Source organism: Candidatus Tumulicola sp., assembly GCA_035601835.1.
Taxonomy (GTDB): domain Bacteria; phylum Vulcanimicrobiota; class Vulcanimicrobiia; order Eremiobacterales; family Eremiobacteraceae; genus DATNNM01.
The window spans coordinates 499382-524366 of the sequence record DATNNM010000011.1 but is presented as its reverse complement, the minus strand read 5'-3'; the positions used below and the strand labels follow the sequence as shown (position 1 = coordinate 524366).

The 24985-nt window shown below is 63.1% G+C and carries 26 protein-coding genes; 12 read left to right on the top strand and 14 right to left on the bottom strand.

Features of this window, described 5'->3' with window-relative positions:
* The first annotated feature begins 36 nt into the window (after window positions 1-36).
* The 3 genes from meaB to VN934_07330 are packed head-to-tail and all read left to right on the top strand — an operon-like array spanning window position 37 to window position 2257.
* Complete coding sequence (meaB, locus tag VN934_07340) at window positions 37-1026, top strand: methylmalonyl Co-A mutase-associated GTPase MeaB (GenBank protein HXM18613.1); 990 nt, start codon at window positions 37-39, stop codon at window positions 1024-1026.
* Window positions 1023-2033, top strand: a complete 1011-nt coding sequence (locus VN934_07335; GenBank protein HXM18612.1) for a methionine synthase — start codon at window positions 1023-1025, stop codon at window positions 2031-2033. The genes meaB and VN934_07335 overlap by 4 nt, the downstream gene beginning before the upstream one ends.
* Window positions 2034-2071: 38 nt before the next feature.
* The gene (locus VN934_07330; protein HXM18611.1) at window positions 2072-2257 is read left to right on the top strand and encodes a hypothetical protein; all 186 of its coding nucleotides are present in this window, start codon (window positions 2072-2074) and stop codon (window positions 2255-2257) included.
* On the opposite strand, the gene VN934_07325 is transcribed toward VN934_07330, so the two are convergent.
* Complete coding sequence (locus VN934_07325; GenBank protein HXM18610.1) at window positions 2254-3630, bottom strand: MBL fold metallo-hydrolase; 1377 nt, start codon at window positions 3628-3630, stop codon at window positions 2254-2256. The two genes, VN934_07330 and VN934_07325, sit on opposite strands and share 4 nt — an antisense overlap.
* On the bottom strand, window positions 3591-4337 hold the full coding sequence (locus VN934_07320) for a hypothetical protein (GenBank protein HXM18609.1): 747 nt from the start codon (window positions 4335-4337) through the stop codon (window positions 3591-3593). Before VN934_07320 ends, VN934_07325 begins: the two co-directional genes overlap by 40 nt.
* Window positions 4338-4365: 28 nt before the next feature.
* Here VN934_07320 and typA point away from each other — a divergent pair, with 28 nt between their 5' ends.
* A complete protein-coding gene (gene typA, locus VN934_07315) occupies window positions 4366-6192 on the top strand; it encodes a translational GTPase TypA (GenBank protein ID HXM18608.1) in 1827 nt (608 codons plus the stop codon).
* Here the strand turns inward: typA and VN934_07310 are convergent.
* The 3 genes from VN934_07310 to VN934_07300 form a co-directional block, all read right to left on the bottom strand.
* On the bottom strand, window positions 6189-9314 hold the full coding sequence (locus VN934_07310) for a multidrug efflux RND transporter permease subunit (protein ID HXM18607.1): 3126 nt from the start codon (window positions 9312-9314) through the stop codon (window positions 6189-6191). The two genes, typA and VN934_07310, sit on opposite strands and share 4 nt — an antisense overlap.
* A complete protein-coding gene (locus VN934_07305; GenBank protein ID HXM18606.1) occupies window positions 9314-10546 on the bottom strand; it encodes an efflux RND transporter periplasmic adaptor subunit in 1233 nt (410 codons plus the stop codon). Before VN934_07305 ends, VN934_07310 begins: the two co-directional genes overlap by 1 nt.
* 120 nt (window positions 10547-10666) lie before the next feature.
* The gene (locus VN934_07300) at window positions 10667-11068 is read right to left on the bottom strand and encodes a VOC family protein (GenBank protein ID HXM18605.1); all 402 of its coding nucleotides are present in this window, start codon (window positions 11066-11068) and stop codon (window positions 10667-10669) included.
* Window positions 11069-11145: 77 nt separating this feature from the next.
* On the opposite strand from VN934_07300, the gene VN934_07295 reads away from it, so the two are divergent.
* Window positions 11146-11646, top strand: coding sequence for a phosphatase PAP2 family protein (locus VN934_07295; GenBank protein HXM18604.1), 501 nt, complete (start codon window positions 11146-11148; stop codon window positions 11644-11646).
* A gap of 13 nt (window positions 11647-11659) precedes the next feature.
* On the opposite strand, the gene VN934_07290 is transcribed toward VN934_07295, so the two are convergent.
* The 6 genes from VN934_07290 to sufC are packed head-to-tail and all read right to left on the bottom strand — an operon-like array spanning window position 11660 to window position 17090.
* Entirely contained in the window at window positions 11660-12097 is a 438-nt protein-coding gene (locus tag VN934_07290; protein ID HXM18603.1) for an SUF system NifU family Fe-S cluster assembly protein, read from the bottom strand.
* A gap of 7 nt (window positions 12098-12104) precedes the next feature.
* Complete coding sequence (locus tag VN934_07285; GenBank protein ID HXM18602.1) at window positions 12105-13334, bottom strand: cysteine desulfurase; 1230 nt, start codon at window positions 13332-13334, stop codon at window positions 12105-12107.
* A 29-nt stretch (window positions 13335-13363) separates the two neighbouring features.
* Window positions 13364-13684: a non-heme iron oxygenase ferredoxin subunit gene (locus VN934_07280; GenBank protein ID HXM18601.1), complete on the bottom strand. Its 321-nt coding sequence runs from the start codon at window positions 13682-13684 to the stop codon at window positions 13364-13366.
* 4 nt (window positions 13685-13688) lie between these two features.
* A complete protein-coding gene (gene sufD / locus VN934_07275) occupies window positions 13689-14903 on the bottom strand; it encodes a Fe-S cluster assembly protein SufD (GenBank protein ID HXM18600.1) in 1215 nt (404 codons plus the stop codon).
* Window positions 14904-14906: 3 nt separating this feature from the next.
* Entirely contained in the window at window positions 14907-16319 is a 1413-nt protein-coding gene (gene sufB, locus VN934_07270; GenBank protein HXM18599.1) for a Fe-S cluster assembly protein SufB, read from the bottom strand.
* Window positions 16320-16328: 9 nt separating this feature from the next.
* Window positions 16329-17090, bottom strand: coding sequence for a Fe-S cluster assembly ATPase SufC (gene sufC, locus VN934_07265; GenBank protein ID HXM18598.1), 762 nt, complete (start codon window positions 17088-17090; stop codon window positions 16329-16331).
* 127 nt (window positions 17091-17217) lie between these two features.
* Here sufC and VN934_07260 point away from each other — a divergent pair, with 127 nt between their 5' ends.
* The 4 genes from VN934_07260 (at window position 17218) to VN934_07245 (ending at window position 19707) form a co-directional block, all read left to right on the top strand.
* The gene (locus VN934_07260; GenBank protein ID HXM18597.1) at window positions 17218-17859 is read left to right on the top strand and encodes a helix-turn-helix domain-containing protein; all 642 of its coding nucleotides are present in this window, start codon (window positions 17218-17220) and stop codon (window positions 17857-17859) included.
* A complete protein-coding gene (locus VN934_07255) occupies window positions 17860-18264 on the top strand; it encodes an iron-sulfur cluster assembly scaffold protein (GenBank protein ID HXM18596.1) in 405 nt (134 codons plus the stop codon).
* Between the two features lie 252 nt (window positions 18265-18516).
* Window positions 18517-18915: an STAS domain-containing protein gene (locus tag VN934_07250; GenBank protein HXM18595.1), complete on the top strand. Its 399-nt coding sequence runs from the start codon at window positions 18517-18519 to the stop codon at window positions 18913-18915.
* A gap of 129 nt (window positions 18916-19044) precedes the next feature.
* Window positions 19045-19707 carry a hypothetical protein gene (locus VN934_07245; protein HXM18594.1) on the top strand — a complete coding sequence of 221 codons (663 nt, stop codon included), beginning with the start codon at window positions 19045-19047 and terminating at the stop codon, window positions 19705-19707.
* Between the two features lie 35 nt (window positions 19708-19742).
* On the opposite strand, the gene VN934_07240 is transcribed toward VN934_07245, so the two are convergent.
* Genes VN934_07240 through VN934_07230 form a run of 3 tightly spaced genes read right to left on the bottom strand, consistent with a single transcriptional unit; the run spans window position 19743 to window position 21202 of the window.
* Window positions 19743-20162 carry a hypothetical protein gene (locus VN934_07240; protein HXM18593.1) on the bottom strand — a complete coding sequence of 140 codons (420 nt, stop codon included), beginning with the start codon at window positions 20160-20162 and terminating at the stop codon, window positions 19743-19745.
* A gap of 9 nt (window positions 20163-20171) precedes the next feature.
* Complete coding sequence (locus tag VN934_07235; protein HXM18592.1) at window positions 20172-20804, bottom strand: MBL fold metallo-hydrolase; 633 nt, start codon at window positions 20802-20804, stop codon at window positions 20172-20174.
* Window positions 20801-21202, bottom strand: a complete 402-nt coding sequence (locus VN934_07230) for a hotdog domain-containing protein (protein HXM18591.1) — start codon at window positions 21200-21202, stop codon at window positions 20801-20803. The genes VN934_07235 and VN934_07230 overlap by 4 nt, the downstream gene beginning before the upstream one ends.
* Window positions 21203-21283: 81 nt before the next feature.
* On the opposite strand from VN934_07230, the gene VN934_07225 reads away from it, so the two are divergent.
* From VN934_07225 to VN934_07215, 3 genes are read left to right on the top strand one after another with little or no spacing between them, the layout of a single operon-like run.
* Window positions 21284-22393, top strand: coding sequence for a hypothetical protein (locus VN934_07225; protein ID HXM18590.1), 1110 nt, complete (start codon window positions 21284-21286; stop codon window positions 22391-22393).
* Window positions 22380-23558, top strand: coding sequence for an acyl-CoA reductase (locus VN934_07220; GenBank protein ID HXM18589.1), 1179 nt, complete (start codon window positions 22380-22382; stop codon window positions 23556-23558). The genes VN934_07225 and VN934_07220 overlap by 14 nt, the downstream gene beginning before the upstream one ends.
* Complete coding sequence (locus VN934_07215; protein HXM18588.1) at window positions 23555-24916, top strand: aspartate aminotransferase family protein; 1362 nt, start codon at window positions 23555-23557, stop codon at window positions 24914-24916. The genes VN934_07220 and VN934_07215 overlap by 4 nt, the downstream gene beginning before the upstream one ends.
* Window positions 24917-24985: the final 69 nt, after the last annotated feature.

The window sequence follows — 24985 nt, the reverse complement described above, 5'->3', positions numbered from 1 at the left end:
GCGCGCCTCGCGGGCTTCGTGAAATCTCGAACCCACATGCAAACCGCACCGTCCAAGGCCGCTGAAGCGCGCGGGCGCGAGCTGGCTCACCGCGTGCTCGACGCCGATTGGCGGGCTCTCGCGCGCGCCATCACGCTCATCGAGAACGATGACCCGGCGGCAGCTGCGCTGGTCGCCGCCCTGTATCCGCGAACGGGTCACGCTCACGTCATCGGCGTGACGGGTCCGCCCGGCTCGGGCAAAAGCACTTTGGTCGACTTGCTCGCGGCCGTGATCCGCAAGGAGGGCCGCACCGTCGGCATCGTATGCGTCGATCCGTCGAGTCCGTTCACCGGCGGCGCGGTGCTCGGCGATCGCGTTCGCATGCAGCGGCACGCCGGCGACGGCGGCGTCTTCATCCGCAGCATGGCCTCGCGCAAGAGTCTCGGGGGCTTGGCACCGGCGACGCGCGACGCGGTGCGCGCGCTGGACGCCTTCGGACGCGACGTCATCCTCGTCGAGACGGTGGGCGTGGGTCAGATCGAGTTGGAGATCGTCAAGGTCGCGGACACGGTCGTCGTCGTCACCGTGCCAGGACTCGGCGACGGCGTGCAAACCATCAAGGCCGGGTTGCTCGAGATCGCCGACATCTTCGTGGTCAATATGGCTGACCGGCCGGGCGCCCATCAGACCGTTTCCGATCTCAAGACGATGCTGACGCTCGGCGGATCGGAAGAGCGCCGTCGCCGCTGGATGCCGCCGGTGCTCGAGACGATCGGCACGACCGGCGAAGGCGTCCCCGCCCTATGGGAAGCCTGCCAGCGGCACCGGCTCGTCCTCACGGCCGACGAACGCATGGGGCGCTCGCGCGATCGCCTGCGCGAAGAAGTCGTCGCTGCCGTGCAGCGCCACATCGGGGACTATGTGGCCGATGAGCTCGCGCACAACGGCGCGATGGAAAACGTGCTCGCCGCGGTGCTCCAGCGGGAACTGGATCCGCGGACCGCGGCTCGGCGCATCGTCGCCGATCACCTCAAGAAGACTTGATAAGCACCACGATCGCCGGCAGTCTCCCGAAGCCGCACTGGCTGGCCGAGACGGAACGGTTGTGGCCGCAATGGCGGCTGGATGGGCCCGAATTAGAGCGTGCCAAAGAGGACGCGGTGCGCATCGCCATCTTCGAGCAGGAGCGTGCCGGCATCGACCTCGTGACCGACGGCGAGCAGTTCCGGCGTCATTTCGTCCACGGCTTTCTGGAGCGCATCGACGGCGTCGACTTTTCGAAAATAGTGCGCAAGGGCATTCGGGCCGACCGGTATCAAGCGGATCTCCCAACGGTGACGGGCCCGGTGCGAAGGCGCGGGTCGGCGCACGGAGATGAAGCGCGTTTTGCGCGTTCGCTGACCACGCGCAAACTCAAAGTGACGATGCCCGGTCCCATGACCATCGTCGACACGCTCCACGATGAATACTACGGCAGCCGGAAAGCGCTGGCACTGGCGTTCGCGGAGCTTTTGCGCGAGGAGATCGGCGATCTCGCGGCGGCCGGCGTCGATGTGGTCCAACTCGACGAGCCGGCGTTCAACGTTTACTTCGAGGATCTCGCGGAATGGGGCGTCGAGGCGCTCGATGCCGCGATTCGCGGTGCACCCTGCGCCACCGCCGTGCATGTGTGCTACGGTTACGGCATTCCGGCGAACTTGGAATGGAAACGCGGTCTGGGCCAAACGTGGGACCAATACGCGATCGTGTTGCCGCTGCTCGCACGCAGCCGCATCGGCCAGATCTCCATCGAATTGGCTGGTAGCCGCGTGTCGCCGAAAGTGCTCGCTCTGGCGGGCGACAAACAGCTCGCCGTAGGAGTCATCGACGTGGCCGACGAGCGCGTCGAAACGCCCGAAGAAGTTTGCCGTACCCTTCGGATGGCGCTGGAGCACGTGCCGATCGAGCGCCTCGCCGCATCGACGAACTGCGGCATGGCGCCGATGAGTCGTGAGGTCGCGTACGCCAAGTTGCGCGCGTTGGGTGCGGGGGCCAAACTCGTTTCAGCTTGAGCGTGCCTGGGAATATCAATAGTAAAGGGGGCACACGCATGCTGAATCAGGACACTCTGACAAGTCTGGTCGAACAGCTGGGCGCGGACGACGTGCTTCGCATCGATCCGGTACACGAATACGAATATCGGAAACACTTGCGTGAGTTCTCCGAAAGTCGCCTTGCGAAGACGCACGATGAGTCCGATGAGCTCGTCGAGCTCGGAAGGCCGACGGGGCCTTAAGAAATCTCCAATACCTGACCCTGTTTTGCGACCTGTGCGGGAAAGCCGTAGGTTTGAGTCACCGCCGCCGCGAGCGATGCCGCCGCGGCCGGTTCTGCGTGCACCAGATAGACGCTGGGCTTGTCGCGGAAATTCCCGAACCAGCGCAGCAATTCGCTGCGGTCGGCGTGTGCCGAAAAGCCGTCTATGCGCGTGATGAGCGCATTGACAGACACCTCTTCCCCAAAGACCTTGACTTGCTTGGCGCCGTTCGCCAGCTGATTGCCGAGCGTGCCCGGTCCCTGGAAGCCGACGAAGCAAACTGTATCGGCCTGTCGCGGCAGCCTATTGCGTAAGTGATGGAGGATGCGACCGCCGCTTGCCATGCCGCTGGACGAGATGATGATCGCGTTTGTTTTAAGGGCATTGAGCGCCTTCGATTGATCTGAGGTTTGCGAGATGGTGACCCGCGACGCACCCATGTTCATATCGCCGGGCCCGAAGCGCCGCTTGAGGTCGAAGCGAAGCGCTTCCGGATGGCGTTCCATGATCGCGTCGGCCTCGATGGCCATCGGGCTATCCACATAGACGTCCACGTTAGGAAAGCTGCCCTGGCGCTGCAGCTGGCCGATGGCGTACAGCACCTCTTGCGTCCGGCCGATGGCGAAGGCCGGGATGACGAGCACGCCGCCGCGCTGCATGGCCGCGGTGGTCACATTCCCTAAGTCCACCTGCGGATCGGTCGCGGAGTGGTTGCGGTCGCCGTACGTCGACTCGGCCAGCACATACTCGCTCTCGGCGATGGGCGAAGGGTCGCGCAAGAGCGGCCGGTTGTAGCGCCCGAGGTCGCCGGTGAACGTCAACTTCGATCGATCGAACCACAACTCGGTGAGGGCCGAGCCGAGGATGTGGCCGGCATCCGACAAGCGGAAGCGGCAGCCGGCGATGTCGTCGCGGAGGTCGTCATACGCCGTGGGCTTGAAAAGTTTGACGACGGCGTTGACGTCGTCATCGGTGTATAGCGGTTTTGCGTGCGCGCCCCGTTCGGGGTGCCGCTGGGCTCGAGCCGCCTCGTCTTCCTGCAAATGCGCCGAGTCGTGCAGGACCAGAGCCGCCGTCTCGGCGGTCGCTGAAGTCGTGTAGATCGAGCCCCGAAAGCCTTGCTGCACGAGCGCCGGCAGGTAGCCGCAATGGTCGAGGTGAGCGTGCGAGAGGATCACCGCGTCCAACGTCTTGGGGTCCGCCGGCGGCGGCGTCCAGTTCCGCTCCGTCAGGTCACGCATGCCTTGATACAACCCGCAATCAAGAAGCAGGCGCGCGCCCGCGTCGGTCTCGACGAGGTGCTTGCTGCCGGTTACGACGCCCGCGGCGCCGATGAAGGTGATCCGGGCCATTCGCCATCCTCCGCGGGCTTTTCTGCCATGAACGTCGAGGGTCGACGGAAGTGCCCGGCGCGATAGAATTCGACGCATCGGGCCACGAGTGCGTGCGGGTCCGCGTCATAGATCAAGTGCGCGCCGGTCTCCTTGGTGAGCTTCGGCAGGATGCTGGGCAGGTCGTCCGCGATGCCGCCGGAGTTCTTGAGGACTCCGATCAGCTTGCCTTCATCGAAGGCGATGCAAAACTCGCCCAGCGTGCCGGAACGGCCCCCCGCTATGATGACGATGTCGGACGAGTGGATGTTGTGAACCTCGCGGCCCATCAAGCCGCTACCGGCGTAGATGATGACGTTGTAGGCGTCGACCGGTGAGTCGTAACGTTTGACGTGCTCGCTGCGCGACAGCGCCGGCGAAATGCCGACCGAAAGTCCGCCTTCAGCGAGGGCGCCACGCGCGCTGTCATACGGCAATCCCGGACACGCTCCCGTGATGAGCACGCAACCTGCGCGCGCGATCGCGACGCCCAGCTCGTGCGCGCGCTTGCGCACCTCGGGATCGAGGTAACCGCCCGCGGCGCCCATGACGCCGATCGTGCGGACCGTCGGATCCTCTTGCGGGTCGTACGTGGGGTCGAGGTCGGGGGCGACGTCTCCCGCATATGGCCTCAATTCTTGGCGCGCGGCATTGTCGCCGTCTGAAAGCTGATCGTTCGTCGGAGGCATATTTCCGTTATCGGCCGTATTGAGAATCGTGCACACTCGTCCCAACGTTCGCAATATCGCGATTGTCGCCCATGTGGATCACGGCAAGACGACGCTCGTCGACGGCATGCTGCGCCAAGCGGGCATTTTCCGCGATCCGTCGCAGGCCGGCGAGCGCGTCATGGACGTCAATCCCATCGAGCGCGAGCGCGGCATCACGATCCTCGCCAAGAACACCGGCATCCTTTGGGGCGACATCAAGATCAACATCGTAGATACCCCGGGTCATGCCGATTTCGGCGGCGAAGTCGAGCGGGTTCTGCAGATGGTCAATGGCATACTGCTGCTCGTGGACGCCGCGGAGGGACCGCTCCCGGGGACACGCTTCGTCTTGCGCAAAGCCCTCGAACAAGATCTGCCGGTGATAACCGTCATCAACAAGATCGACCGCAAAGATGCCCGGCCGAAGGAAGTGCTGGATGAGGTGTTGGCCTTGTTCATCGACATCGGCTGCGCCGACCACCAGCTCGATTTTCCTGTGATCTATGCAAACGCTCGTGCCGGGACGGCGAGCACGGACCTCGCGGTGCCGGGCACCACTTTGCGCCCGCTGATGGACGCGATCATCGAGCACGTCCCCGAGCCGCCGGGCGACGATGAGGGCCCGTTCCAGATGCTCGTGTCCAACATCGATCACAACGAGTACGTGGGGCGCATCGCGATCGGCCGAGTGTTTCGCGGCATCGTGCGTCCGGGCGACGCGATCTTGCGCATCCGCGGCGACGAACGCACGCCGCATCGCGTGACCAAGATCTTGGAGTTCGTCGGCTTGCAACGCAACGAGCTCGCAGAGGCGCGAGCCGGTGACATCATCGCGCTCTCCGGCGCGGAAGGCGTGAATATCGCCGACACGCTGACCGACGCCGAACACGCCGAAGCGGTGGACGCCGTATTGGTGGACGAGCCGACCGTTGCGGTGGATTTTCTGGTCAATACGAGCCCGTTCGCCGGGCGCGAGGGCAAGTATCTGACCAGCCGCCATCTCAAGGACAGGCTCGAGCGCGAGTTGGAGAGCAACGTCGCGCTGCGCGTGGCTCCGACGGCCTCGCCCGACACGTTTGCGGTTTCAGGCCGCGGCGAGCTGCATCTGTCGGTGCTCATCGAAACGATGCGGCGCGAAGGCTACGAACTCGCGGTCTCCAAGCCGCAGGTGGTCATCATAGAGCGCGACGGCAAACGCATGGAGCCGGTGGAGTATTTGGTGGTCGACGTAGCGGAAGAACACGCGGGCTCGGTCATCGAGGCGCTCGGCAAACGCCGCGCTCACCTGCTCAATATGTTGCGCTTCACCTCGCAGCAGCGGCTCGAGTATACGCTGCCGACGCGCGCCCTGTTCGGTTTGCGCAGCGAACTCATGACCCTCACGCGCGGGACCGCAGTGGTCAATCACACGTACTACGACCATCAGCCGCTCGCGGGTGAGATCCCGCATCGCGGGGTCGGTGCTTTGGTGAGCGCCGAGACGGGAACCGTCACGGCCTACGCGCTCGACAACCTGCAGTCGCGAGGCACCTTCTTCGTCGGGCCTCAGACGACGGTCTACGAAGGCATGGTCGTGGGGCGAACCAAGTCCGAAGACGACATCACGGTCAACGTGTGCAAAGCCAAGAAACTCACCAACATGCGCGCCTCAGGTTCTGACGACGCGCCCAATCTGTCGCCGCCGGAGCTGATGACCCTCGAGCGCGCGCTCGAGTTCATCGAAGACGACGAGTTGGTGGAAGTGACGCCGCAGTCCATTCGCTTGCGCAAGCGTCAGCTGCACGAAGACAATCGCCGCCGCACCCGCCACGCCGCCAGGGCTTCTGTTCTTTAGTCGGCGGCGGCGGAGCTGGACGCCGGCTCGCCGCGCCCGCGCCAGCGCTCTTCCCAACCGGCGATGATCATGTATAGCAGCGGGATCACGAGCAGGTTCAGGAGGGTCGACACGAACATGCCGCCCACCACGGCCGTGCCCAGCGAGTGGCGACTCGCCTCGCCGGCGCCGGACGCGAACACGAGCGGCATCAAGCCGAACACGAACGCGAACGACGTCATCAGGATGGGCCGCAACCGCGTGCGCGCGGCTTGCAGCGCGGCTTGCGCGATCGGCATGCCTTGACGGCGCAAGATGTTGCCGAATTGCACGATCAAAATCGCGTTCTTGCTCGAAAGCCCGATCAGCATCACGAGCCCGATCTGGACGAAGATGTCGTTTTGCAAGCCTCGCAGCCATATGCCGCCCAACGCCCCGAGAATGGACAACGGCACCGCCATGATGATGATCAACGGATCCACAAGACTCTCGAACTGCGCGGCCAAGACGAGGAAGACGAAGACGACCGCGAGACCGAAGATGATCACAGTGACGGCACCGGCTTCGATCTGATCCAGCGAGACGCCGGTCCACTCGTAGCTCATGCCTGCGGGTAGGACCTGCTTGGCGATCTTCTGCATTTCGCTGATCGCCTGGCCCGAAGAAGCTCCGGGCGCCGGGGAGCCGTTGAATTCGATCGAGCGGAACAGATTGTAGTGGTAGATCTGCGGCGACCCGAGCGTTCGCTGGAACGTCATGAACGCGCTCAGCGGGATCATGCTCCCGTCTTTGTTGCGCACGTACATGTTCGCCAGATCCTCGACGCGCGAGCGGAACGGCGCGTCGGCTTGGACGTACACCCGATATGACTTGTTGCGATAATTAAAGTCGTTCACGTAGTCGGAACCGAGCATGATCTGCAGCGTGTCGAACACATCGCTCAGGTTGATGTGCAGCGCCTGCACCGCGTTGCGGTCGATGTTCAGTTGGATTTGCGGACTGTCGTTACGGAACGTCGTGAACACCGAGCGCAGCATCGGATCGGTATTGGTCCGGTACTCCATGGTTCCGGCGGTCGCCGCCAGCGCCGGCAAGCCGAGGTTGGCCTGATCTTCCACTTCGAAGTCGAAACCGCCGAAATTGCCGACGCCTTGGATCGACGGCGGGTTGAAGGCGAACACCGAGGCGCCGGTGATGCCGAAGAACTTGCCGGACAGGCGCGCCTCGATCGCCTGCGCCGATTGGCCGGAACCGCGTCGCTCCGCCCAGGGCTTCAACAGCACGAACATGATGCCGTTGTTCGGACTGCTGCCGGTGAATCCGAAGCCGGCCACGCTTGCGATATCGACGACGTCAGGCTCGCTGCGCACGATACCCACCGCCTGGTTCATGATATTGGTCGTGTATTCAAGCGACGAACCGGGCGGTGCCTGAGCGACGCAGATGAAATAGCCCTGATCTTCATCGGGCACGAACGCGGACGGCACGAGATTGAGGACGAGCACCGTTCCGCCGAGCAATGCCACGAAAACGATGAGCACGATGGCGCGATGTTGCAGCACCCACGGCAGCAGCCCGCGGTAGCCGTCCCTTATGCCTTGGATGCCCCGGCCGATCGCCCGCATCAGGCGGCCATGCTTGGGTGGTTCGCCGCCCAGGAAAAGCGCGGAGAGCGCCGGAGTGAGCGTCAAGGCCGTGAACGCCGAAATCGAGATCGTCGAAGCGATGGTCAGCGCGAATTGTTTGTACAGCACACCTGTAGTGCCTGGGAAGAACGCGACCGGGATGAACACCGCGAGCAGCACCAATGACGTCGCCACGACGGCGCTCGCGATCTCGGCCATCGCCAAAGGCGCCGCCGTTTTTGAATCCAGTTTGTGCTCGCTCATGTAGCGGACGATGTTCTCGATGACCACGATGGCGTCGTCTACGACGAGCGTCGTCGCCAGCGTCAACCCGAAGAGCGTCAAGACGTTGATCGAGAAACCGAATGCCTTCAGCAGCAAGAACGTGCCGACCAGCGACACCGGAATGGTGATCGCCGGGATAAGCGTGCTGCGCCAGTCTTGCAAGAAAAGGAAGATGATGAGCACGACCAGGGCGATCGCGATCGCCAAGGTCTTGATCAGCTCTTTGATCGACTCGTCCACGAACATGGAAGAATCGAAAGCAAGGCGGTAGTGCACGCCCGGCGGGAATTGTTTCGAGACCTCCTGCATGACAGCGCGAACGCCTTGCGAGACCGAGAGTGAATTAGCGTCCTGGAGCTGCAGCACGCCCATTCCGACGGCCGGCTTGCCGTTGAAGGTGAGATTGGACGCGTACTGCTCCGCGCCGAGGTCCACACGGCCGACGTCGGAGAGACGCACGAGATAATTCGGCCCCGACTTGACGATGATGCTCGAGAACTCGGCCGGCGTCGACAATCGGCCGGCCACGCGCACGTTGTACTGGTATAGCTGGCCTGGAGGCGCAGGTGCCTGCCCGATCTGACCCGCCGCGACTTGGACATTCTGCTGCTGCAAAGCGGAAACGATGTCGGCCGGCGTCAGGCCGAACGCCTGCAACTTTTGCGGATCGAGCCACAGTCGCATCGCGTATTTGCGCTCGCCGAAGATGATGACGGCGCCGACCCCCTTCACGCGGTTGACCGCCTGCGTGATGTAGCGATCCGCGTAGTTGCTCAAGAACAGCGGATCGTATTTCGGATCGTCTGACGTCAGCGCGTAGGCCATCACGAACGACGTCGAATTCTTGTTGACGGTGATGCCGGTCTGCTTGACCTGCGCCGGCAGCACGCCTTGCGCCACGTTGACGCGGTTCTGCACGTCTTGCGCGGCGAGATTCGGGTCGCGTCCCAGATCGAACGTAGCGACGATCGAACTGGAACCGTCGTCGGAACTGGTGGACGTTATGTAGCGCAGACCTTCGACGCCGTTGATCTGCTGCTCGAGGGGGTTGGTCACCGACGATTCCACCGCTTCCGCGTTCGCGCCGATGTATTCGGATTGCACCGTGACTTGCGGCGGCGCGATAGATGGGTAATGCGAGACCGGCAGCGTCGGGGCCACGATGGCGCCCGCCAGCAAGATGACTGCAGAACAGACGGCCGCGAAGATCGGCCGCGAGATGAAGAACTGCATCAGTACCCTTTGCCGCCCTTTGCCGACATCGATTGGACCGGCATGCCCGGCTGGAGCAGCACCGAGTGGTTCAGAATGGCTTGCACGCCGGGCTTGAGGCCGGGGCCGGTGACTTCGACCTGCTGGTCGTTCTGAAGACCGACCTCAACCTGCAGCGGCTTGGCTTTGCCGCCGTCGATCACGAACATCGAGTAGCCGGTGTCGGTTTGGAACACTGCCGCGCGAGGCGCCAGCAGCACGCCGGTCTTGCCGGCGCTTTTGAACGCTGCAGTGGCGATCATGCCCGAGCGCAACGTAAGATCGGGATTGGCGAGCGGGATCCGCGCGCGATAGATCAACGATCCCGGAGCTGCCGCGAGGTTGAGGTACGCGACGGTGCCATGCCAGGTGCGGTTCGCTATCCCCGAGATGGTCACGTTCGCCGGCGTGCCGACGTGCACGGTCCCTAAGTTGGATCCCGAAATGCCGACGTCGACATAGCAGTGGTCCATTTGCACGACTTCCATCAACACTGTGCCGGGCGTCGCAAGCGAGCCTGGGTCGACGTTGCGCGCCGTCACCACGCCGTCAAACGGGGCCCGGACTTCGCTCTGCGCGATCTGCGCGCTGATGGCGCCCAGCGCGGCCTCCGCGTTTTGCACGGCGGCCGTCGCCGCGCTGTTCCCCTTGCGAAGACTGGCGTTTTGCGCCGTCACCAAGGCGGCGTGATACGCGGCGTCCGCCGCCGCTGCTTGTTCCGCTGCCTGCTCGAGCGTCGTTTTTGCGACGTAGCCTTGGTGGAACAGCGTTTCGTTGCGGCGCAGGTTAGCTTGCGCGGTATCGTCCGCCACCTTTGCGGATGCGAGATTGGCCTGCGCCGTAGTGGAGCCGCCTTGGGTGTTGGCGCTCACCTCCGACAGGTTGGCCGCCGCTTGCGCCTGTTGCGCCCGCAGCGTGCTGGCGTCGATCTGCACCAGAAGGTCGCCTTTGTGGACGCGCTGGCCGATCTGCGCGCCGACCGAGACGACCGCGCCGGACACCACCGAGGACAGCGAGGCCGCTTGCAGCGGCATCACTTCGCCCGTGACTTGGAAATACTCGGCGATGGAGCCGCGTTTGATCGGAGCGGCAGCCACCGGCATCGCAAAACCGCCGGCGCCGCCGCCCGGCGGGCCGCCCTGCCGCGGCGCGCAGCCGAAGGCGCCGAGTGTCGAGATCGCAACCGCCGCGGCCAGCACAGCGGCCGGGCCCAAGGTTCTTAATCGGTTGAAAGTGGACATAGTAAACTATTGACGCCACCTGCGGGCAGGTTTCCTTGTGGATTTTGGCCCGGGACTAGATTTATGTCTAGGTGGTTACTCTTCTTAGGTTGCTTAGGGCCCTTGGTAGACGACCTCGATGCGCAGGCCGCTCGGATCGCGCGCCCACAAGGCGTAATAGTCGTCGCCGTGTTCTGGATCGACGGCCGGCGGCTCGTCGATGTCGCCCCCGAGTTCGTCCAAGAGCTTCGCGCACTCGTCGACTTTCGCGCGCGAATCAGCATTGAGCGCGAGGTGGTCGAAGCCGACGCGGCGCTCGCCGTCCCACAGATCTTCTTTGACGCTACTGCCCTTGACCAGGATGATCTCAAAGCCTTCGCGCTGATAGCCGAACGAGTCGGGCTTCTCAAAAACGATGTCGAAACCAAGCGCGGGCAGCAACGCGCCGTAGAATTTTTTGGCGACCTTGAAGGCATCGGTGCCGATCGACAGATGGTGAATCGGATGGACAGGCATGCCCGCCCTTCTTACGACGTCCTTCACCGTCAAATCCTGGCAGGTCCCAAGCGAAATACTTAAAAAGGGTGCGCGCCATGTCGACGACATTGTGGTTTCACTCGCTGTGGGGCGATCATGCTCTAGCGGTGGTGGCGGTGGCGCTCGCGCAAGGAGGTGTCCTGCTCACCGTCGTCGCGTTCGCCGGGGCGGCGTGGCGCCGCCGTTCGCAATGGGGCTTGCTCGTGCCCTTCGCGGTGGGCGCGGCAGTCGGCTTGGCCCTCGACCTTGTTGCAGGCTGGTCCTACCATGAGCTGCGGCCATTCGTCGTCCTCGGCGTCACGCCGCTCGTAGCGCACGACCCGGCCGACAACAGTTTTCCGTCGGATCATTCCGCGGCGACGGCCTATGTCGCGGCGTTTCTCGCGTTCGTGAATGAGCCATGGGCCGTGCTCGCCATTTTCGCGGCGCTCGCCGTCGGCGTCGCACGCATCTTCTGCTTGCTGCATTGGCAGCAAGACGTGTTGGCGGGGTGGGCGATCGGCGCGCTGCCGGGCGTGGCAGCTGCGTTGTATTGGAAAAAACGCAACGGCGGCTAGAGGCCCGTGCGTTTCAGGAGCGTTGGCCGTCGGGGTAGGCTTTTTCTTCTTCTGATGGTTCGTACTTGAGCGCCAGCGCCTGTTTGAGCACCTTGAGGCCCAGCAGCGCGCACTTCAGGCGCGCGGCGGAGATGTTGATGCCGACGTTGGCCAGCACTTCGTCCTTCCCGATCTTCTCGATGTCGGCGAGCGTTTTGCCCTTGATCTCCTCGGTGAGCAGCGACGCGGAGGCCTGCGAGATCGCGCAGCCGCGGCCCCTGAACTTGACATCGGTGACCACGCCGTCGCGCACCGCCACGTCCATGCGGATCTTGTCGCCGCACAGCGGGTTGATGTCCTCGAACGACGCGTCGGGATGCTCCAGCGTGCCGGCGTTGCGCGGATTGCGATAGTGATCGAGGATGAAGTCGCGGTAGAGCTCGTCCATCCCGGTGAAGGTTGGATCGGTCATAGAAGGCCTATGTTAGCTTGAAGATCTTCTTCGCCTTTTCGATCGCCGCGATCAGCGCATCGACCTCGCCCGGCGTGTTGTAAAGGTAGAACGAGGCGCGGGCGGTCGCCGGCACGCCGAGCTTCTCCATCAGCGGCTGGTTGCAGTGGTGCCCTGCGCGCACGCAGACCCCTTCGCTATCGAGAATGCTGGCGAGATCGTGCGCGTGGATGTCGCCGACCGTGATCGAGATGACGCCGGTGCGATGCTCCATCCCGGGCCCGTAGATCGTGACGTGCGACGTCTCGCGCAGGCGCCGCATCGCGTACGAAGCCAGCTCCAGTTCGTAGCGATGGACGCGATCCATGCCGATCGCCTCGAGATAGCGCACGGCAGCGCCCAAGCCCACCGCCTCGGCGATGGCTGGCGTGCCGGCCTCGAAGCGCGCGGGCACATCGGCGTAGGTAGAGCGCTCGAGCCGCACGATGCCGATCATGCCGCCGCCGGTCAAAAATGGCGGCATCGAATCCAGCAGCGCTTGCTGGCCCCATAGGATGCCCACGCCGGTAGGGCCCAGCATCTTGTGCGACGAGAACGCGATGAAGTCGGCGCCCCAGTCCTGCACGTCGACCGGCATGCGCGGCACGGCTTGGCACGCGTCAACGACGCTGACGGCTCCCGCCGCGCGCGCGCGGGCGGCAAGTCGCTTCGTCGGGTTGATCGTGCCCAACGTATTGCTGACGGCCGTGAACGCGAAGATCTTGGCGCCGTCGAGCAGCGCGTCGAGGTTGGTCAGATCAAGCAGTCCGTCGTCGGTGACCCGCACGAAACGCAGTTGCGCCCCCGTCTGCTGCGCGAGCACCTGCCACGGCACGAGATTGGAGTGGTGCTCCATCTCCGTCACCACGATGGCGTCTTTCGGTCCGACGTTCGAGCGGCCCCACGAATACGCGACGAGATTAAGGGCCTCGGTCGCGTTGCGGACGTAGATGCATTCGCTCGCGCGCGGTGCGTTGATGAACCGCGCTACGGCGGCGCGCGCCTCTTCGTACGCCTCGGTGGCCAATTCGCTGATATGGTAGACGCCGCGATGGATGTTGGCGTGATAGCGCCGGTAGTAGTCGTCCATCGCCTCGATGACTTGAATGGGCTTCTGCGAAGATGCCGCGCTGTCGAGGAAAACCAAAGGCTTGCCGTGCGGACGTTCTTTGAGGATCGGGAAATCGGCGCGGATGCGAGCGACCTCGGCCTCGCTCAGGCTCGCTCCGGTGGGTTTGATCAACGTGCTCACGGTGCTTCAGGCACCTCGATGCAGATTTTGCCGTCTGTGACGGTGACAGGATAGGATTTCACGGGCCGGATGGCCGGCAGGCGCGTGGCACGACCGGTGATCACGTCAAAGCGAGCGCCATGGCGCGGACATTCGATCTCTTGGCCGATGAGTTCGCCCTGGTCCAGCGGACCGCGATCGTGCGTGCACTCGTCGTCGATCGCGTAGAACGTGCCGTCGTAATTGCACAGCGCAAAACGTTTTCCACCGGCTTCAACCGTCTTGACTTTGCCCACCGGCACGTCGCTGACGCGCGCGACTTCCACCAACACCGGCATCGGACTAGTGCGCTCCAAGACGTCCGAGGTGCGGCCAGACCTTCTCGCGCAGCGGATCGGTCACGCGCGGATCGCCCACGCGGTCGAGCACGTCCTGGAAGAATCCGTCCACGACGAGCCGCGATGCCGAATCCTCGTCGAGGCCGCGGCTCTGGAGGTAGAAGAGCTGTTCTTCGTCGATGGGGCCGACCGTTGCGCCATGCGTACAGCGCACGTCGTCTGCCTCAATCTCGAGTTTGGGCTCGGTGTCTGCGCGCGCGTTCGCGCCGAGCAACAGGTTGCGATTCGCCTGATAGGCATCGCTGCGCTGCGCGCCTTTTTCGATGATGATCACGCCCGTGTAGACCGAATGCGATTCGTCGTCCAACGCGGCCTTGAACAGCAGATCGCTGCGCGTGTCGGGCGAGCGGTGGCCCTGTAGCGTATGGTAGTCGAATTGCTGCGAGCCTTCAGCGAAGATGAGCCCCAGCATATCGCTGTGCGCGCCGCGGCCGAGCAGCTCGACCTCGACGTCGCTTTTCGCCAGCCGGCCGCCGAGGCCGAAGTTGAGCGTCACCAATTTGGCGTCGCGCCCGATGCGCGCATGCTGGTGCGAGAAGACGACGGCGCTGTGTTCACATTCTTGAACATGCGCGTACGTGAGGTGTGCGCCATCTCCGAGAACCAATGTCGTAAGTCCAGCCGTAAAATCGTAACCCTTGGCGAACTGCTCCGTCAACGTAAGACGCGCGTTCTTGCCCAGGATGATGAGTGTGCGCGGGTACGGACCGTAGTCGAAGTAGCCTAGACGGATGGGTTCCGTCGCCTCAACTCCGTCGGGCACGTAAACGAAACACCCGATCCGCCAAGCGCACTGCACCAGCGATGAGAATTTCTCCAAGGAACTTGCTGGAGTGCGGCGCGTCAGTTCCTCGCGGATGAGTGGTTCAAATGCCTCCAACTTGGCGCACGCGCTCAGGTGGCCGAGGAATACGCCTTTCCTTTCGTTCTCGCTGCCGATTTCCCAGGACGGGCTGGACGGCGCCGGCGCCGGCGGGTCGAAGGAGATCCCGTCCAACTTTAAGCGGCGCCAACCTGGGGTTCGATCCGTGGGCGTGGGCAGGCTCGCGTAGCGCTCGAACGCGCCCAGGCGCAGTTCGCGCAGCCACGCAGGCTCAGACGCCGAAATCGTTTTGATGATTTCGGCGTCGACTGCGTTCTTGATCAGCGTTTCGGTCAAGGTTTACCCGACGGAGCCTTCCATCTCCATCGCGATGAGCCGGTTGAGCTCCACCGCGTATTCCATGGGCAGCTCCTTGACGAACGGCTCGAAGAAGCCGTTGACGATCATCGTGGTCGCCTCTACCTCGGTCAGGCCACGGCTCATCACGTAGAAGAGCTGCTCTTCGCCGACCTTCGAGACGGTCGCCTCGTGCTCGATGCGCACGTTCTTGGCGTCGATCTCCATGGTCGGGTAGGTGTCGGAGCGAGATTCCGGATCCATGAGCAGCGCGTCGCAGCGCACGTTGGATTTCACGCCGTCGCAGCCTTCGTACACTTTGACCAAGCCGCGATAGGTGGTGCGCCCGCCGCCCTTGCTCACCGATTTGCTCGTGATGATCGAGGTCGTGTTCGGCGCGGCATGGATCATCTTCGCGCCGGCATCCTGATGCATGCCCTCACTGGCGTACGCCACCGACAACACCTCGCCGCGCGCGCCTTCGCCCACCATGTACACCGACGGATACTTCATGGTCAGGCGCGAGCCGATGTTGCCGTCGACCCACTCGACGTGCGAGTTCTTGTGCGCGATCGCGCGCTTGGTCACGAGATTATAGATGTTCTTGTACCAGTTCTGGATCGTGGTGTAGCGGATATGCGCGCCTTCTTTGGCGATGAGTTCCACCACGGCTGAGTGCAGCGAGTTGCTCGAGTACGTCGGGGCGGTACATCCCTCGATGTAGTGCACGAACGAGCCCGGCTCGGCGATGATCAGCGTGCGTTCGAACTGGCCCATGCTCTCGGCGTTGATGCGGAAGTAGGCCTGCAGCGGAATATCCACGCGGACGCCCGGCGGTACCCAGATGAACGAGCCGCCCGACCACGCCGCCGAATTGAGCGCGGAGAATTTGTTGTCCGCCGGCGGGATCACCGTGGCGAAATGCTCGCGCACGATATCCTCGTGCTCGCGCAGACCGGTGTCCATGTCGGAGAACAGCACGCCCTTGGCCTCGAGGTCCTTGCGAATGCTGTGATAGACGACTTCAGAATCGTACTGCGCGGTGACCCCGCCCAAGAACTTGCGCTCCGCTTCCGGGATGCCGAGCCGGTCGAACGTGCGCTTGATGTCCTCGGGCACCTCTTCCCACGTCTTGCCCTCGACGTCGGAGGCGCGCATGTAATAGTAGATGTCGTCGAAATTGATCTGGCCGAGCAGCTCGAGATTGGCCCACGGCGGCATCGGCTTGGAGAGGAAGATGTCGAGCGATTTGTGGCGGAAGTCGTGCATCCATTGCGGCTCTTTTTTCATCTGCGAGATCTGCTCGACGATGTCGTGATCGATGCCTTTGCGCGCTTTGAAAGCGTAGCTCTCGGTTTGATCGCGGAAACCGTACTTATAATCTTTGTCGACGAGTTGTTCTTGTTTGAGGGCCATGGTTATATCTTAGGCCTCCACTAACTCTTTGATGAGCGGATCGTAGCCCTGCGCTTCGAGCTCGTGCGCCAGCTCCGGCCCGCCTTGCTTGACGATCTTGCCCTTGACGAGCACGTGCACGACGTCGGGCTTCACGTAGTTCAAGATGCGCTGGTAGTGTGTGATCAGCAGGATGGAGCGCTCCGGCGAACGCTGTGCCTCGATGCCTTCTGCGATGATGCGCAGCGCATCGATGTCCAACCCCGAATCGGTTTCGTCTAAGATTGCGAGCGTCGGGTTGAGCACCAGCATTTGGAGCATTTCGAGCCGCTTCTTCTCGCCGCCCGAAAAACCGTCGTTGACGTAGCGGCCCAACACTGAGCGCTCGATCTTGAGCTTGTCGGACGCTGAGTCGAGCAGCCCTTTGAATTTGGCCGGCGTCAGCGGGGCATTGCCCTTGGCTCGCGCCATGAGCGTGTTGCGCATGAAATTGGCGACGCTCACGCCCGGCACGGCGGACGGGTATTGGAAAGCGAGGAACATGCCGGCAAGCGAGCGCTCGTTGGGCTTCATGCCGAGCACGCTCTTGCCTTCGAAGAAGATGTCGCCTTTGGTGACCACGTACTTGGGGTGCCCCATCAGGACCAGCGACAGAGTGCTTTTGCCGGAGCCGTTGGGGCCCATCAGGGCGTGCACCGAGCCGCGCTCGACCGAAAGGTCAATCCCGCGGATGATCTCGTTGTCGCCCACGGAAACGTGCAAATCGCGTACTTCAAGGATGATGTCTGGCATGCGTACCTTCTCAGTTAATATTGTAGGCCAACGGGCAAAGATAGTCAAGATAATGGTTGAAAATCTTGTGCGATTGCTTTATACTTAACTCGCAGGGAACCCTCCGCTGGGGACCCGGCAATCAATCATGCGAGAAGCAAGTTTTTTTCAAACGACCCGCGGTCGCGTCACCCAGTCGCTAAAACGACATGGTCCGCGGACGGCTTCCGAGCTCGCCGAAGAGCTCGGTCTTACCGCGAACGCGATCCGGCAGCACTTGGCGCGCCTGGAACGCGACGGGCTGGTTCTCGAGACGAGCGCACGCCGTGGTCCGACAAAGCCCAGCCTCCTGTTTTCGCTCACCGGTGAGGGAGAGCGCCTCTTCCCACAGCGTTACGGCGTTCTGCTCAACGCTGTGTTGAACGAGTTGCGCGCCGAAGAAGGCGAGGAACGCGTTTCTGCGCTGTTCCGCAACCTTGGCAAGCGCTCCGCGCGCAAATATGCGTCGCGCTTCGAGGGCAAGGGCGATGAACAGCGAGTAGCCGAGCTGACCAAGATCCTCCAAGAGCAAGGCGTGCTCGCCGACTTCGAACGCACGCAGGACGGGTTTGTCCTGCGCGAGCACAACTGCCCGTTCAAGGATACCGCCGTAGCGCACCCGCAGGTTTGCGGCGTCGTTCACACGCTGATGCAAGAGGTATTGCCCACCACGCCGACGCAGCGAACCTCGATCGCACGAGGCGACGACGTCTGCGAGTTCATCATCCCTTCCAAAGCTGGAGGCACCTAGATGGATTTCCCCAAGTTTCAAGAGCTCGTCGAGAAGCGACACGGGTTTGCCACCATGGAAAACCCGAGCGCTACGGGCGAGTATTTCTCGGACTCGTGCGGCGACATGTACACGTTCTATCTCAAGGTCGGCGAGGGCGATAGGATCGAGGACATTTCGTATTTCACGACCGGCTGCGGTTTCGGCGTCGCCACTTGCGCGATTCTCACGACGCTCGCCAAGAACAAGACCGTGGACGAAGCGGAAGCGATCACGCCTGCAGAAATCGAGTCGTTCCTCGACGGCTTCCCCGAGCGCAAAAAGGACTATCCGGTCCGCGTGCTCGAGGCGCTCAAAGTGACGATCGACAACTATCGCAAGGCCAAAGCGCCGACCACCGCCGCCGAAGCCTTCTCCAAGATGTAATCGTAAATAATGTAGTGCCGGGACTTTAGCCCCGGGTTTCTTCCCCTCTTTCAGCATTTTTTAAGGTTTCCGCGTCTGTGCCATTAGTCGCAATGGTTTAATGAGAGTTTCACGCGTTCCATGTAACTTTCTCAGTATTGAGCCATATAGTTTAGGCGTATACTCCCATTGAGCCACCAGGCTCACCGTGACGTACCCTTTTCACAACATAAATGTAGTGCCGGGGCTTTAGCCCCGGAAAAGGCATAACCAGTGCGGGCAGTTAGTGAGTTCGACATGAAGACCAAGGGCGCGCTCGTCGCGACGAGGCGCAGATCTCCCATCACCGATACGATCGTCATCGGCCCGCGGCTGGACGCTTCGTGCGCGAAGCGTTTGTCCAGATCCATCGGACGCGTCCTCGAATCCGGTTTGCGCGACTGCACGATCGACATGTCCGGCGTTGAAACCGCCGATTCCGTGGGCTTTGGGGCGCTGATCGCCGCGTTGCGAAAACTTGGCGCGGTCGGGGCCTACGTCGCGGTCGTGTGCGCGAACCCGACGGTGCGGCGGCTGTTTGAAGTCGCGGGCATCACCCGCCTGGTGCCCGTGGTCTCGCGACTGGACGATGCGCGTTCACTGCGCGCTGCTGCCCGCGCCGGCGCCGCCTAACGGAGCAACGGGCCTCATACGTAGCAACGGACCTTTAGGTCCGTTTTGCTTATGGGCGGGCGACGCCAAAGATGGTTTGGGAGCCCGTCTTGATGAATCAATGCTTGCCCAAATTCAGGAGGCATGATCATGCGTCACGTTTTGCTTCTTGGCGCCGCGGCGTTTGCAGCCGCGATGGCCGCATGCACGGCATCGAGTTATAGCGGCCTGCCTTTCGGGCCTCAGCCACCGCCGCCGGTCGTCACGACTTTCAATGTGCCCGCGAGCGACACCGAGCCCGCCGCCTCGGGTACCACATGGGATGTTCTAAGCGTCCAGACGAGCCGGACGGGTCCGGCCGGCAGCGCTAGCTACACCAACATCGCGATCACACTGACGTTCATGCAGACCAATGCGTTTGCATCGTTGCCACCGCCCGGCAGCAACATAGGCTCGAGCGGAACGCTGCTCGGACTTTTCTTCCTAGTCGACGCCGATCAGAACAGCTCGACCGGCGTCAGCGGAAATTGCGGCGGTTTCAGCTACGGCACCGGCTTCGACCACGGAGTCGACGGTGGCGCATCGTTCCCACGTCTTGCGGACGGCAACTTCCAGATTTTTAGTCTTCCCGGCAGAGTGGGTACCGGCGAGGCGACAGTGAGCGGTTCGGGCGGTACAGTCACCGTCAACGTCCCAATCACCGCGCTCGGCGGCACCGGACAGACCAACATGTTCATGGGGACTGCAAACGCAACCGGTCTTCCCGGGGTCACCACCGATTGCGTTCCCGACGCTTCGACGATCCAGACATAGGCCGATGATCCGGTCGTGGTTGCAGTGCCGGGGCTTTAGCCCCGGCCCGAGCCTAGGTTCTTGTACGTCGGGCCGGCCACCATCGGTGAGCCGGCCTGAAAATCTTTCAAGACATCGTTCAGCGTGATCTCGAACGCCGCGAATCCCTGCGCGGACTGAATCGCGGGTGATGGCGTGCCGCGCATCGAGTAGGCCGCGGCGTCGAGCACGCACCAGACCAGCGCGCTGCTGCCGCGACCAAGGTTCTTGGCGGTCGTCGTTTGCCCGTGGACCTCGATCCCGAGGCGTCGTTCGTCGAGCGCCTTGACCTCGCCGGGCGACAGCACCGCGACGCGCGGCGCGCCGTCGGCGTCCACCGTGATCAAGAGAACGGCTCGACAGATCTCGCCGGTGGCTTTTTCCCCAAGGTCGAAGCGCAGCGGCGGCGGCAATTTGTTGCCGATGTTTTCAGACATGAATCACCTTTACTTTGTGATGAACGGGTTGGTGCGCCGTTCGGCGCCGATCGTCGTCTCTGGTCCGTGCCCCGGCACTACCAACGCTTCGTCCGGCAGCGCCATCAACGTGCCGCGTATGGAACGCATGATGTCGTCGAAATTGCCGCCCCACAAGTCGGTTCGGCCGATGCTGCCGGCAAAAAGCGTGTCGCCGGAAAAGACCACGGGCTTGTCCTGCGGCAATACGAGCGAAACGCTGCCCGGCGTGTGTCCGGGTGTGTGGCGCACGTCGACTCGCAGGCGCCCGAAGTCGATCGATCCTCCGTCAACGAGGTTCTTGTCGATCTCGCCGACGGGCGGCGCGGGTACGCCCAGCCATTCCGCTTGCGCTGCAAGCGCTTCGTACAGGGGGACATCGGCTTCGTGGATCAACGCCGGGGCCCCAGTGCGCTCTTTGAGCAGCGCGAGTCCACCAACATGGTCGATGTGTGCGTGCGTCGCGAGGATGGCCGTCACCGTCAGCCCGTGCTTGGAGAGGAGCGCCTCGATCTTGTCGATATCATCGCCGGGATCGATGACGATCGCTTTGCCGGTCTTCTCATCGCCGAGCACGATACAGTTGCACGCTAAGAGTCCGACCGGGATATGCTCGACGATCACCGCTTCGCCGCTGCCTTCTTGGCGCTCGTCTTGACCAGAAACGGTCCGGTCTCGACGATGAAACGCTCGTGAACGCCTTCGAAGATCTTCTCGACTTCGTCGTGCGCTTCGACTTTGAAAACCAGCCTGCGCCGATCGATCTCGGCCAACTCCGCGCGCATCGTGAAGCGCATGGCCTCGGGCGTGGCTGCGAGGTGGCGCACGTCCAGCCGGATGCCGACCGTCGACGTTCCGGGCGCGAGCGCGTCTGCCACGCAGCGCACGCATTCGCTCTCGGCGAGCGCCACCAAGTGCGGCGTCGCCAGAACCGGAACACCGGCATTGCCATATCGATCCGCCAGCCGTTCCGCAGAAGCGACATATTCTGACTGCGACGTCTGCCCGATCTTGAGGTTCATTTAGCCAGCTTCTTACCCAGTGTACTGCCGGACCTTGTTGTCGCCGGGGCTTTAGCCCCGGTGATGTAGAACTGCGAAAGCGTGGACATCTCCGTCTCGAATGCCGACGAGCTTGACAAGAGGATACGCTACTTCATCGAGCTACCGAGCGCCAACAATGTGTCGTTCCAGCGTTTGGCCCTCGAGCTGTTTGCACACCAGTACGCGTGCAATCCGGGCTACCGGCTCTACTGCGACCGGTTCGGCCAAACGCCCGAGTCGGTGCACGGGTGGCTCGACGTCCCCGCGATTCCGACGTCCGCATTCGGTCTAACGCGGTTGGCGTGCTTCCCCGCGGAGCACACGCAGGTCACATTCTTGTCCAGCGGAACAACCGGGGCGCAGGGTGCCCGATCCCGCCATGAACTCACTTCCACCGCGCTGTACGATGCGTCGCTGCTCGCTCATTTTCGAGCATGCGTCATGCCCGACAAGACCTCCATACAAATGCTATTCCTGGCGCCATCGTTTGCGCAAGCTCCACAGTCTTCGCTTTCATACATGTTGTCGAAGCTCAGTCAAACGCTGGGGACCAAGCGCGATGCTTTCTTGATCCGCGACGACAAGCTGGACTTTGAGTCCGCCGCCGGCATGCTTCGAACGGTCGCCGAGCCCGTCGCCGTGATCGGCACGGCATTCGCTTTCGTGCATTTCTTCGAGCGCTGCGAGAAGGAGGGATTGCGCGTCAAGCTGCCACGCGGCAGCCGCGTGGTCGAAACGGGCGGTTTCAAGGGCCGCTCTCGCGAGGTGTCGGGCGAGCGCCTCTATCGCTGGTTTTCCGATATCTTGGGCATACCGCGCGTGTTTTGCGTTTCCGAATATGGCATGTGCGAATTGGGTAGTCAATGGTATGATGCGAACCTGGCCGATTACTTCGCGGAGCGCGAAGCGCGCGTCGGCACCAAGATCGGCCCGCATTGGACTCGCATCGCGGTCGTGGATCCCGTCACCGGCAAGCCGGTTCGGGAGGGCCGCCAAGGACTGCTTCAAGTCTTCGATTTGAGCAACCGCGGCTCGGTCGCTGCGGTCTTGACGGCCGACGTTGCGCGCATCGTGTCGGGCGGCTTTGAGCTCATCGGGCGCTTCGCAGGAGCGCCGCCGAAGGGCTGTAGTATTGCGATCGATGCGCTGCTCGAGCATGGCGCCCGATAGCATGCCGGTCGCCGATAGCCTCGACCTTCCCGTCCGCCGCATCGCCGAGTGCGCGGCGGAGTGGCGCGATCCGTCATCTCCGGTGCGTGCGCAGGCGCGCAGCGCGCTTGCCGGCGGCCGATGGCCGGCGCCGGTTGTGGAGCGCGCACTGGACAACGTGTTATTCGATCTTGACGAAGCAACGGCTCGCGCGATGACGCAGGCGCTCTCCGGGCGACCGGTTTCAACCCTCGTGATCTTGCCCGGAAATATCATCGGGCCGGCGGTGTCGTCGGCGTTCTGCGCCGCGCTGGCCGGCTCACCGGTCATCCTCAAGGCGGCAAGCGACGAACGGCATCTTGCGCCCATCGTCTCGGCGCAACTGGATGGCGTGGCCGGAGCGGTTTCCGCGCAACATTGGCGCGGCGGCGAAACAGAGCCGGAGGCCGAGGCACTGGATCAGGTCGAGCGCGTCATCGCGTTCGGCAGCGATGAAACGCTCGATGCTCTCCGCTCTCGCATCAAAGCCAGACTAAAGTCTGGCATACCACATTTTGTTCCTTATGGCGATTCGTATAGCGTCGGATATGTGAACGCCGGAGCGGAGCTGAACGAGGCGGCCGCGGCCGCGGCCCGCGACGTCTGCCTCTTCGATCAGCGCGGTTGCATGTCGCCGCAAACCGTCTACGTGCGCGGCGACGCCGGTAGGGCCACGTTGTTCGCGCGCGCGCTGGCGGCGGCACTCGAGCGCGAGGGGCGCGCATTGCCGCGCGCCGCGCTGGAAGAGGCTGAGCCCGCGCTGATCGCTAGCTTTCTCCGGCGCTGCGCGGTGACCGCGCTCGATGCGGTGCCACACGGCCTGAGCACGCTCCTCACAGGACCGGCCAAGAGCGGCGTCCCTGAGTTCGTCGTCGTCGTTGAACCCGACGGCGCGCCCCGGTGCGCGGGCTTCGGCCGGGTCGTCGTCGTCAAGCCATGCGCGGATGCCGGGACTATGCAGCGACACCTCGCCGCATTTGGCCGGCCATTGGAGACGATCGGAACGGCGGGCGGGCTGGCGCCCGAAGAGCGTTCGGCGCTCGAAGCTTCGCCGGCGAGGCGTCATTGCGAGCTTGGAGAAATGCAGCGGCCGCCATTCGGCTATCGCCCAACAGTCCAAGATTTTTGCGAAGCGGAGGGCGCGTGAAAGAACTCACCGGCAAGGACTTGGCCCACGTCGTGGTCGAGCCGCCCGGCCCGCGCAGCCGCGAACTGGCCAAGCGCCTGCGTGAATGCGAGTGCCGTGACGTCACCTACGTCAGCGACGATTTCCCGGTCTTCTTCGAGCGCGGCACCGGCGCGAATCTCGTGGACGTCGACGGCAACGTCTATGTCGATCTGAGCGGAGCTTTCGGGGTCGCCGCCGCCGGGCACAGCAATCCTCGCGTCGTCGAGGCGCTCGCGCATCAAGCGGGCAGACTGTTGCACGGTATGGGCGACGTGCATCCCACCGAAGGCAAAGTGCTGTTGGCGGAAGCGCTATGCGAGGTGACGCCCGGCAAAGGCTCCAAGCGCGTCATTCTCGCTTCTTCAGGAGCCGAAGCGGTGGAGTCGGCGATAAAAACGGCGGCCATCGCCACGGGCAAGCCGGGCGTCATCAGCTTCACCGGCGCGTACCACGGCCTGACCTACGGCGCCCTCGCGCTCACCGATCGCGACCACTTCCGCGAGCCTTTCGTCAAACAACTCGGTTCGTTTGCGCGGCGCGTGCCGTACGCGTATTGCTATCGCTGCCCGCTCAACCTCACCTACCCGGAATGCGAAACCGCCTGCCTCAGCTTTGTCGAAGAGGTGCTGGATGCCGAAGGCGGCGGCGAGATCGGCGCTGTGATCGTCGAGCCGATCCAGGGGCGCGGCGGCGAAGTGCCGGCGCCGTTGGGTTGGCTCGCCGACCTGCGCGAGTTATGCGACCGGCGCCGCTTACTGCTCATCGCCGACGAGATCTTCACCGGCTTCGGCCGCACGGGCCGCTGGTTTGCGTGCGACCACGCCGGCGTGGTGCCGGACCTCATCTGCGTGGGCAAGGGCATGTCGTCCGGCTTCCCGATCTCCGCCTGCATCGGTAAGGCCGAGGTGATGGACCGGTGGCCGGAATGTACCGGCGAGGCGATCCACACGAGCACCTTCCTAGGGCACCCAACGGGCTGCGCCGCCGCGTTGGCAAGCATCCAAGAGTTACGCGAGCACAAACTGGTCGAACGCGCGGCAGCGTTGGAAAAACCGCTTGGCGCCATGTTGAACGCGATCCGCGATCGTGCCGGTGGACGGATCGGCGACGTCCGCGGCAAGGGCCTCATGTGGGGACTCGAGTGCGTGGATGAAGCCGGCGAGCCGGCGAGCAAGATCGCAGCGCAAACCGTTGCAGGCGCTTTGCGTCGCGGCGTGGTGCTGCTTGCAGGTGGTCCTGCTAATAATGTCTTGTCGTTCACGCCACCGTTGGTGATCGAAAAAGAACAACTTGAGTTTGCGCTCGGCATCGTTGCTGAGGCGCTGATCGAAGCCTGACACAACTTATCCACAATTTATTTCAAAAACGAACAGTCGTTCCGCTTGTATTGCTAGCGCGCGCACAGT

What these genes read in the sequence shown, in the direction of transcription:
- meaB (HXM18613.1), top strand. Translation starts at nt 37, where the DNA reads ATGCAAACCGCACCGTCCAAGGCCGCTGAAGCGCGCGGGCGCGAGCTG.
- VN934_07330 (HXM18611.1), top strand. Translation starts at nt 2,072, where the DNA reads ATGCTGAATCAGGACACTCTGACAAGTCTGGTCGAACAGCTGGGCGCG.
- VN934_07325 (HXM18610.1), bottom strand. Translation starts at nt 3,630, where the DNA reads ATGGCCCGGATCACCTTCATCGGCGCCGCGGGCGTCGTAACCGGCAGC.
- VN934_07320 (HXM18609.1), bottom strand. Translation starts at nt 4,337, where the DNA reads ATGCCTCCGACGAACGATCAGCTTTCAGACGGCGACAATGCCGCGCGC.
- VN934_07310 (HXM18607.1), bottom strand. Translation starts at nt 9,314, where the DNA reads ATGCAGTTCTTCATCTCGCGGCCGATCTTCGCGGCCGTCTGTTCTGCA.
- VN934_07300 (HXM18605.1), bottom strand. Translation starts at nt 11,068, where the DNA reads ATGCCTGTCCATCCGATTCACCATCTGTCGATCGGCACCGATGCCTTC.
- VN934_07295 (HXM18604.1), top strand. Translation starts at nt 11,146, where the DNA reads ATGTCGACGACATTGTGGTTTCACTCGCTGTGGGGCGATCATGCTCTA.
- VN934_07290 (HXM18603.1), bottom strand. Translation starts at nt 12,097, where the DNA reads ATGACCGATCCAACCTTCACCGGGATGGACGAGCTCTACCGCGACTTC.
- VN934_07280 (HXM18601.1), bottom strand. Translation starts at nt 13,684, where the DNA reads ATGCCGGTGTTGGTGGAAGTCGCGCGCGTCAGCGACGTGCCGGTGGGC.
- sufB (HXM18599.1), bottom strand. Translation starts at nt 16,319, where the DNA reads ATGGCCCTCAAACAAGAACAACTCGTCGACAAAGATTATAAGTACGGT.
- sufC (HXM18598.1), bottom strand. Translation starts at nt 17,090, where the DNA reads ATGCCAGACATCATCCTTGAAGTACGCGATTTGCACGTTTCCGTGGGC.
- VN934_07260 (HXM18597.1), top strand. Translation starts at nt 17,218, where the DNA reads ATGCGAGAAGCAAGTTTTTTTCAAACGACCCGCGGTCGCGTCACCCAG.
- VN934_07255 (HXM18596.1), top strand. Translation starts at nt 17,860, where the DNA reads ATGGATTTCCCCAAGTTTCAAGAGCTCGTCGAGAAGCGACACGGGTTT.
- VN934_07245 (HXM18594.1), top strand. Translation starts at nt 19,045, where the DNA reads ATGCGTCACGTTTTGCTTCTTGGCGCCGCGGCGTTTGCAGCCGCGATG.
- VN934_07240 (HXM18593.1), bottom strand. Translation starts at nt 20,162, where the DNA reads ATGTCTGAAAACATCGGCAACAAATTGCCGCCGCCGCTGCGCTTCGAC.
- VN934_07230 (HXM18591.1), bottom strand. Translation starts at nt 21,202, where the DNA reads ATGAACCTCAAGATCGGGCAGACGTCGCAGTCAGAATATGTCGCTTCT.
- VN934_07220 (HXM18589.1), top strand. Translation starts at nt 22,380, where the DNA reads ATGGCGCCCGATAGCATGCCGGTCGCCGATAGCCTCGACCTTCCCGTC.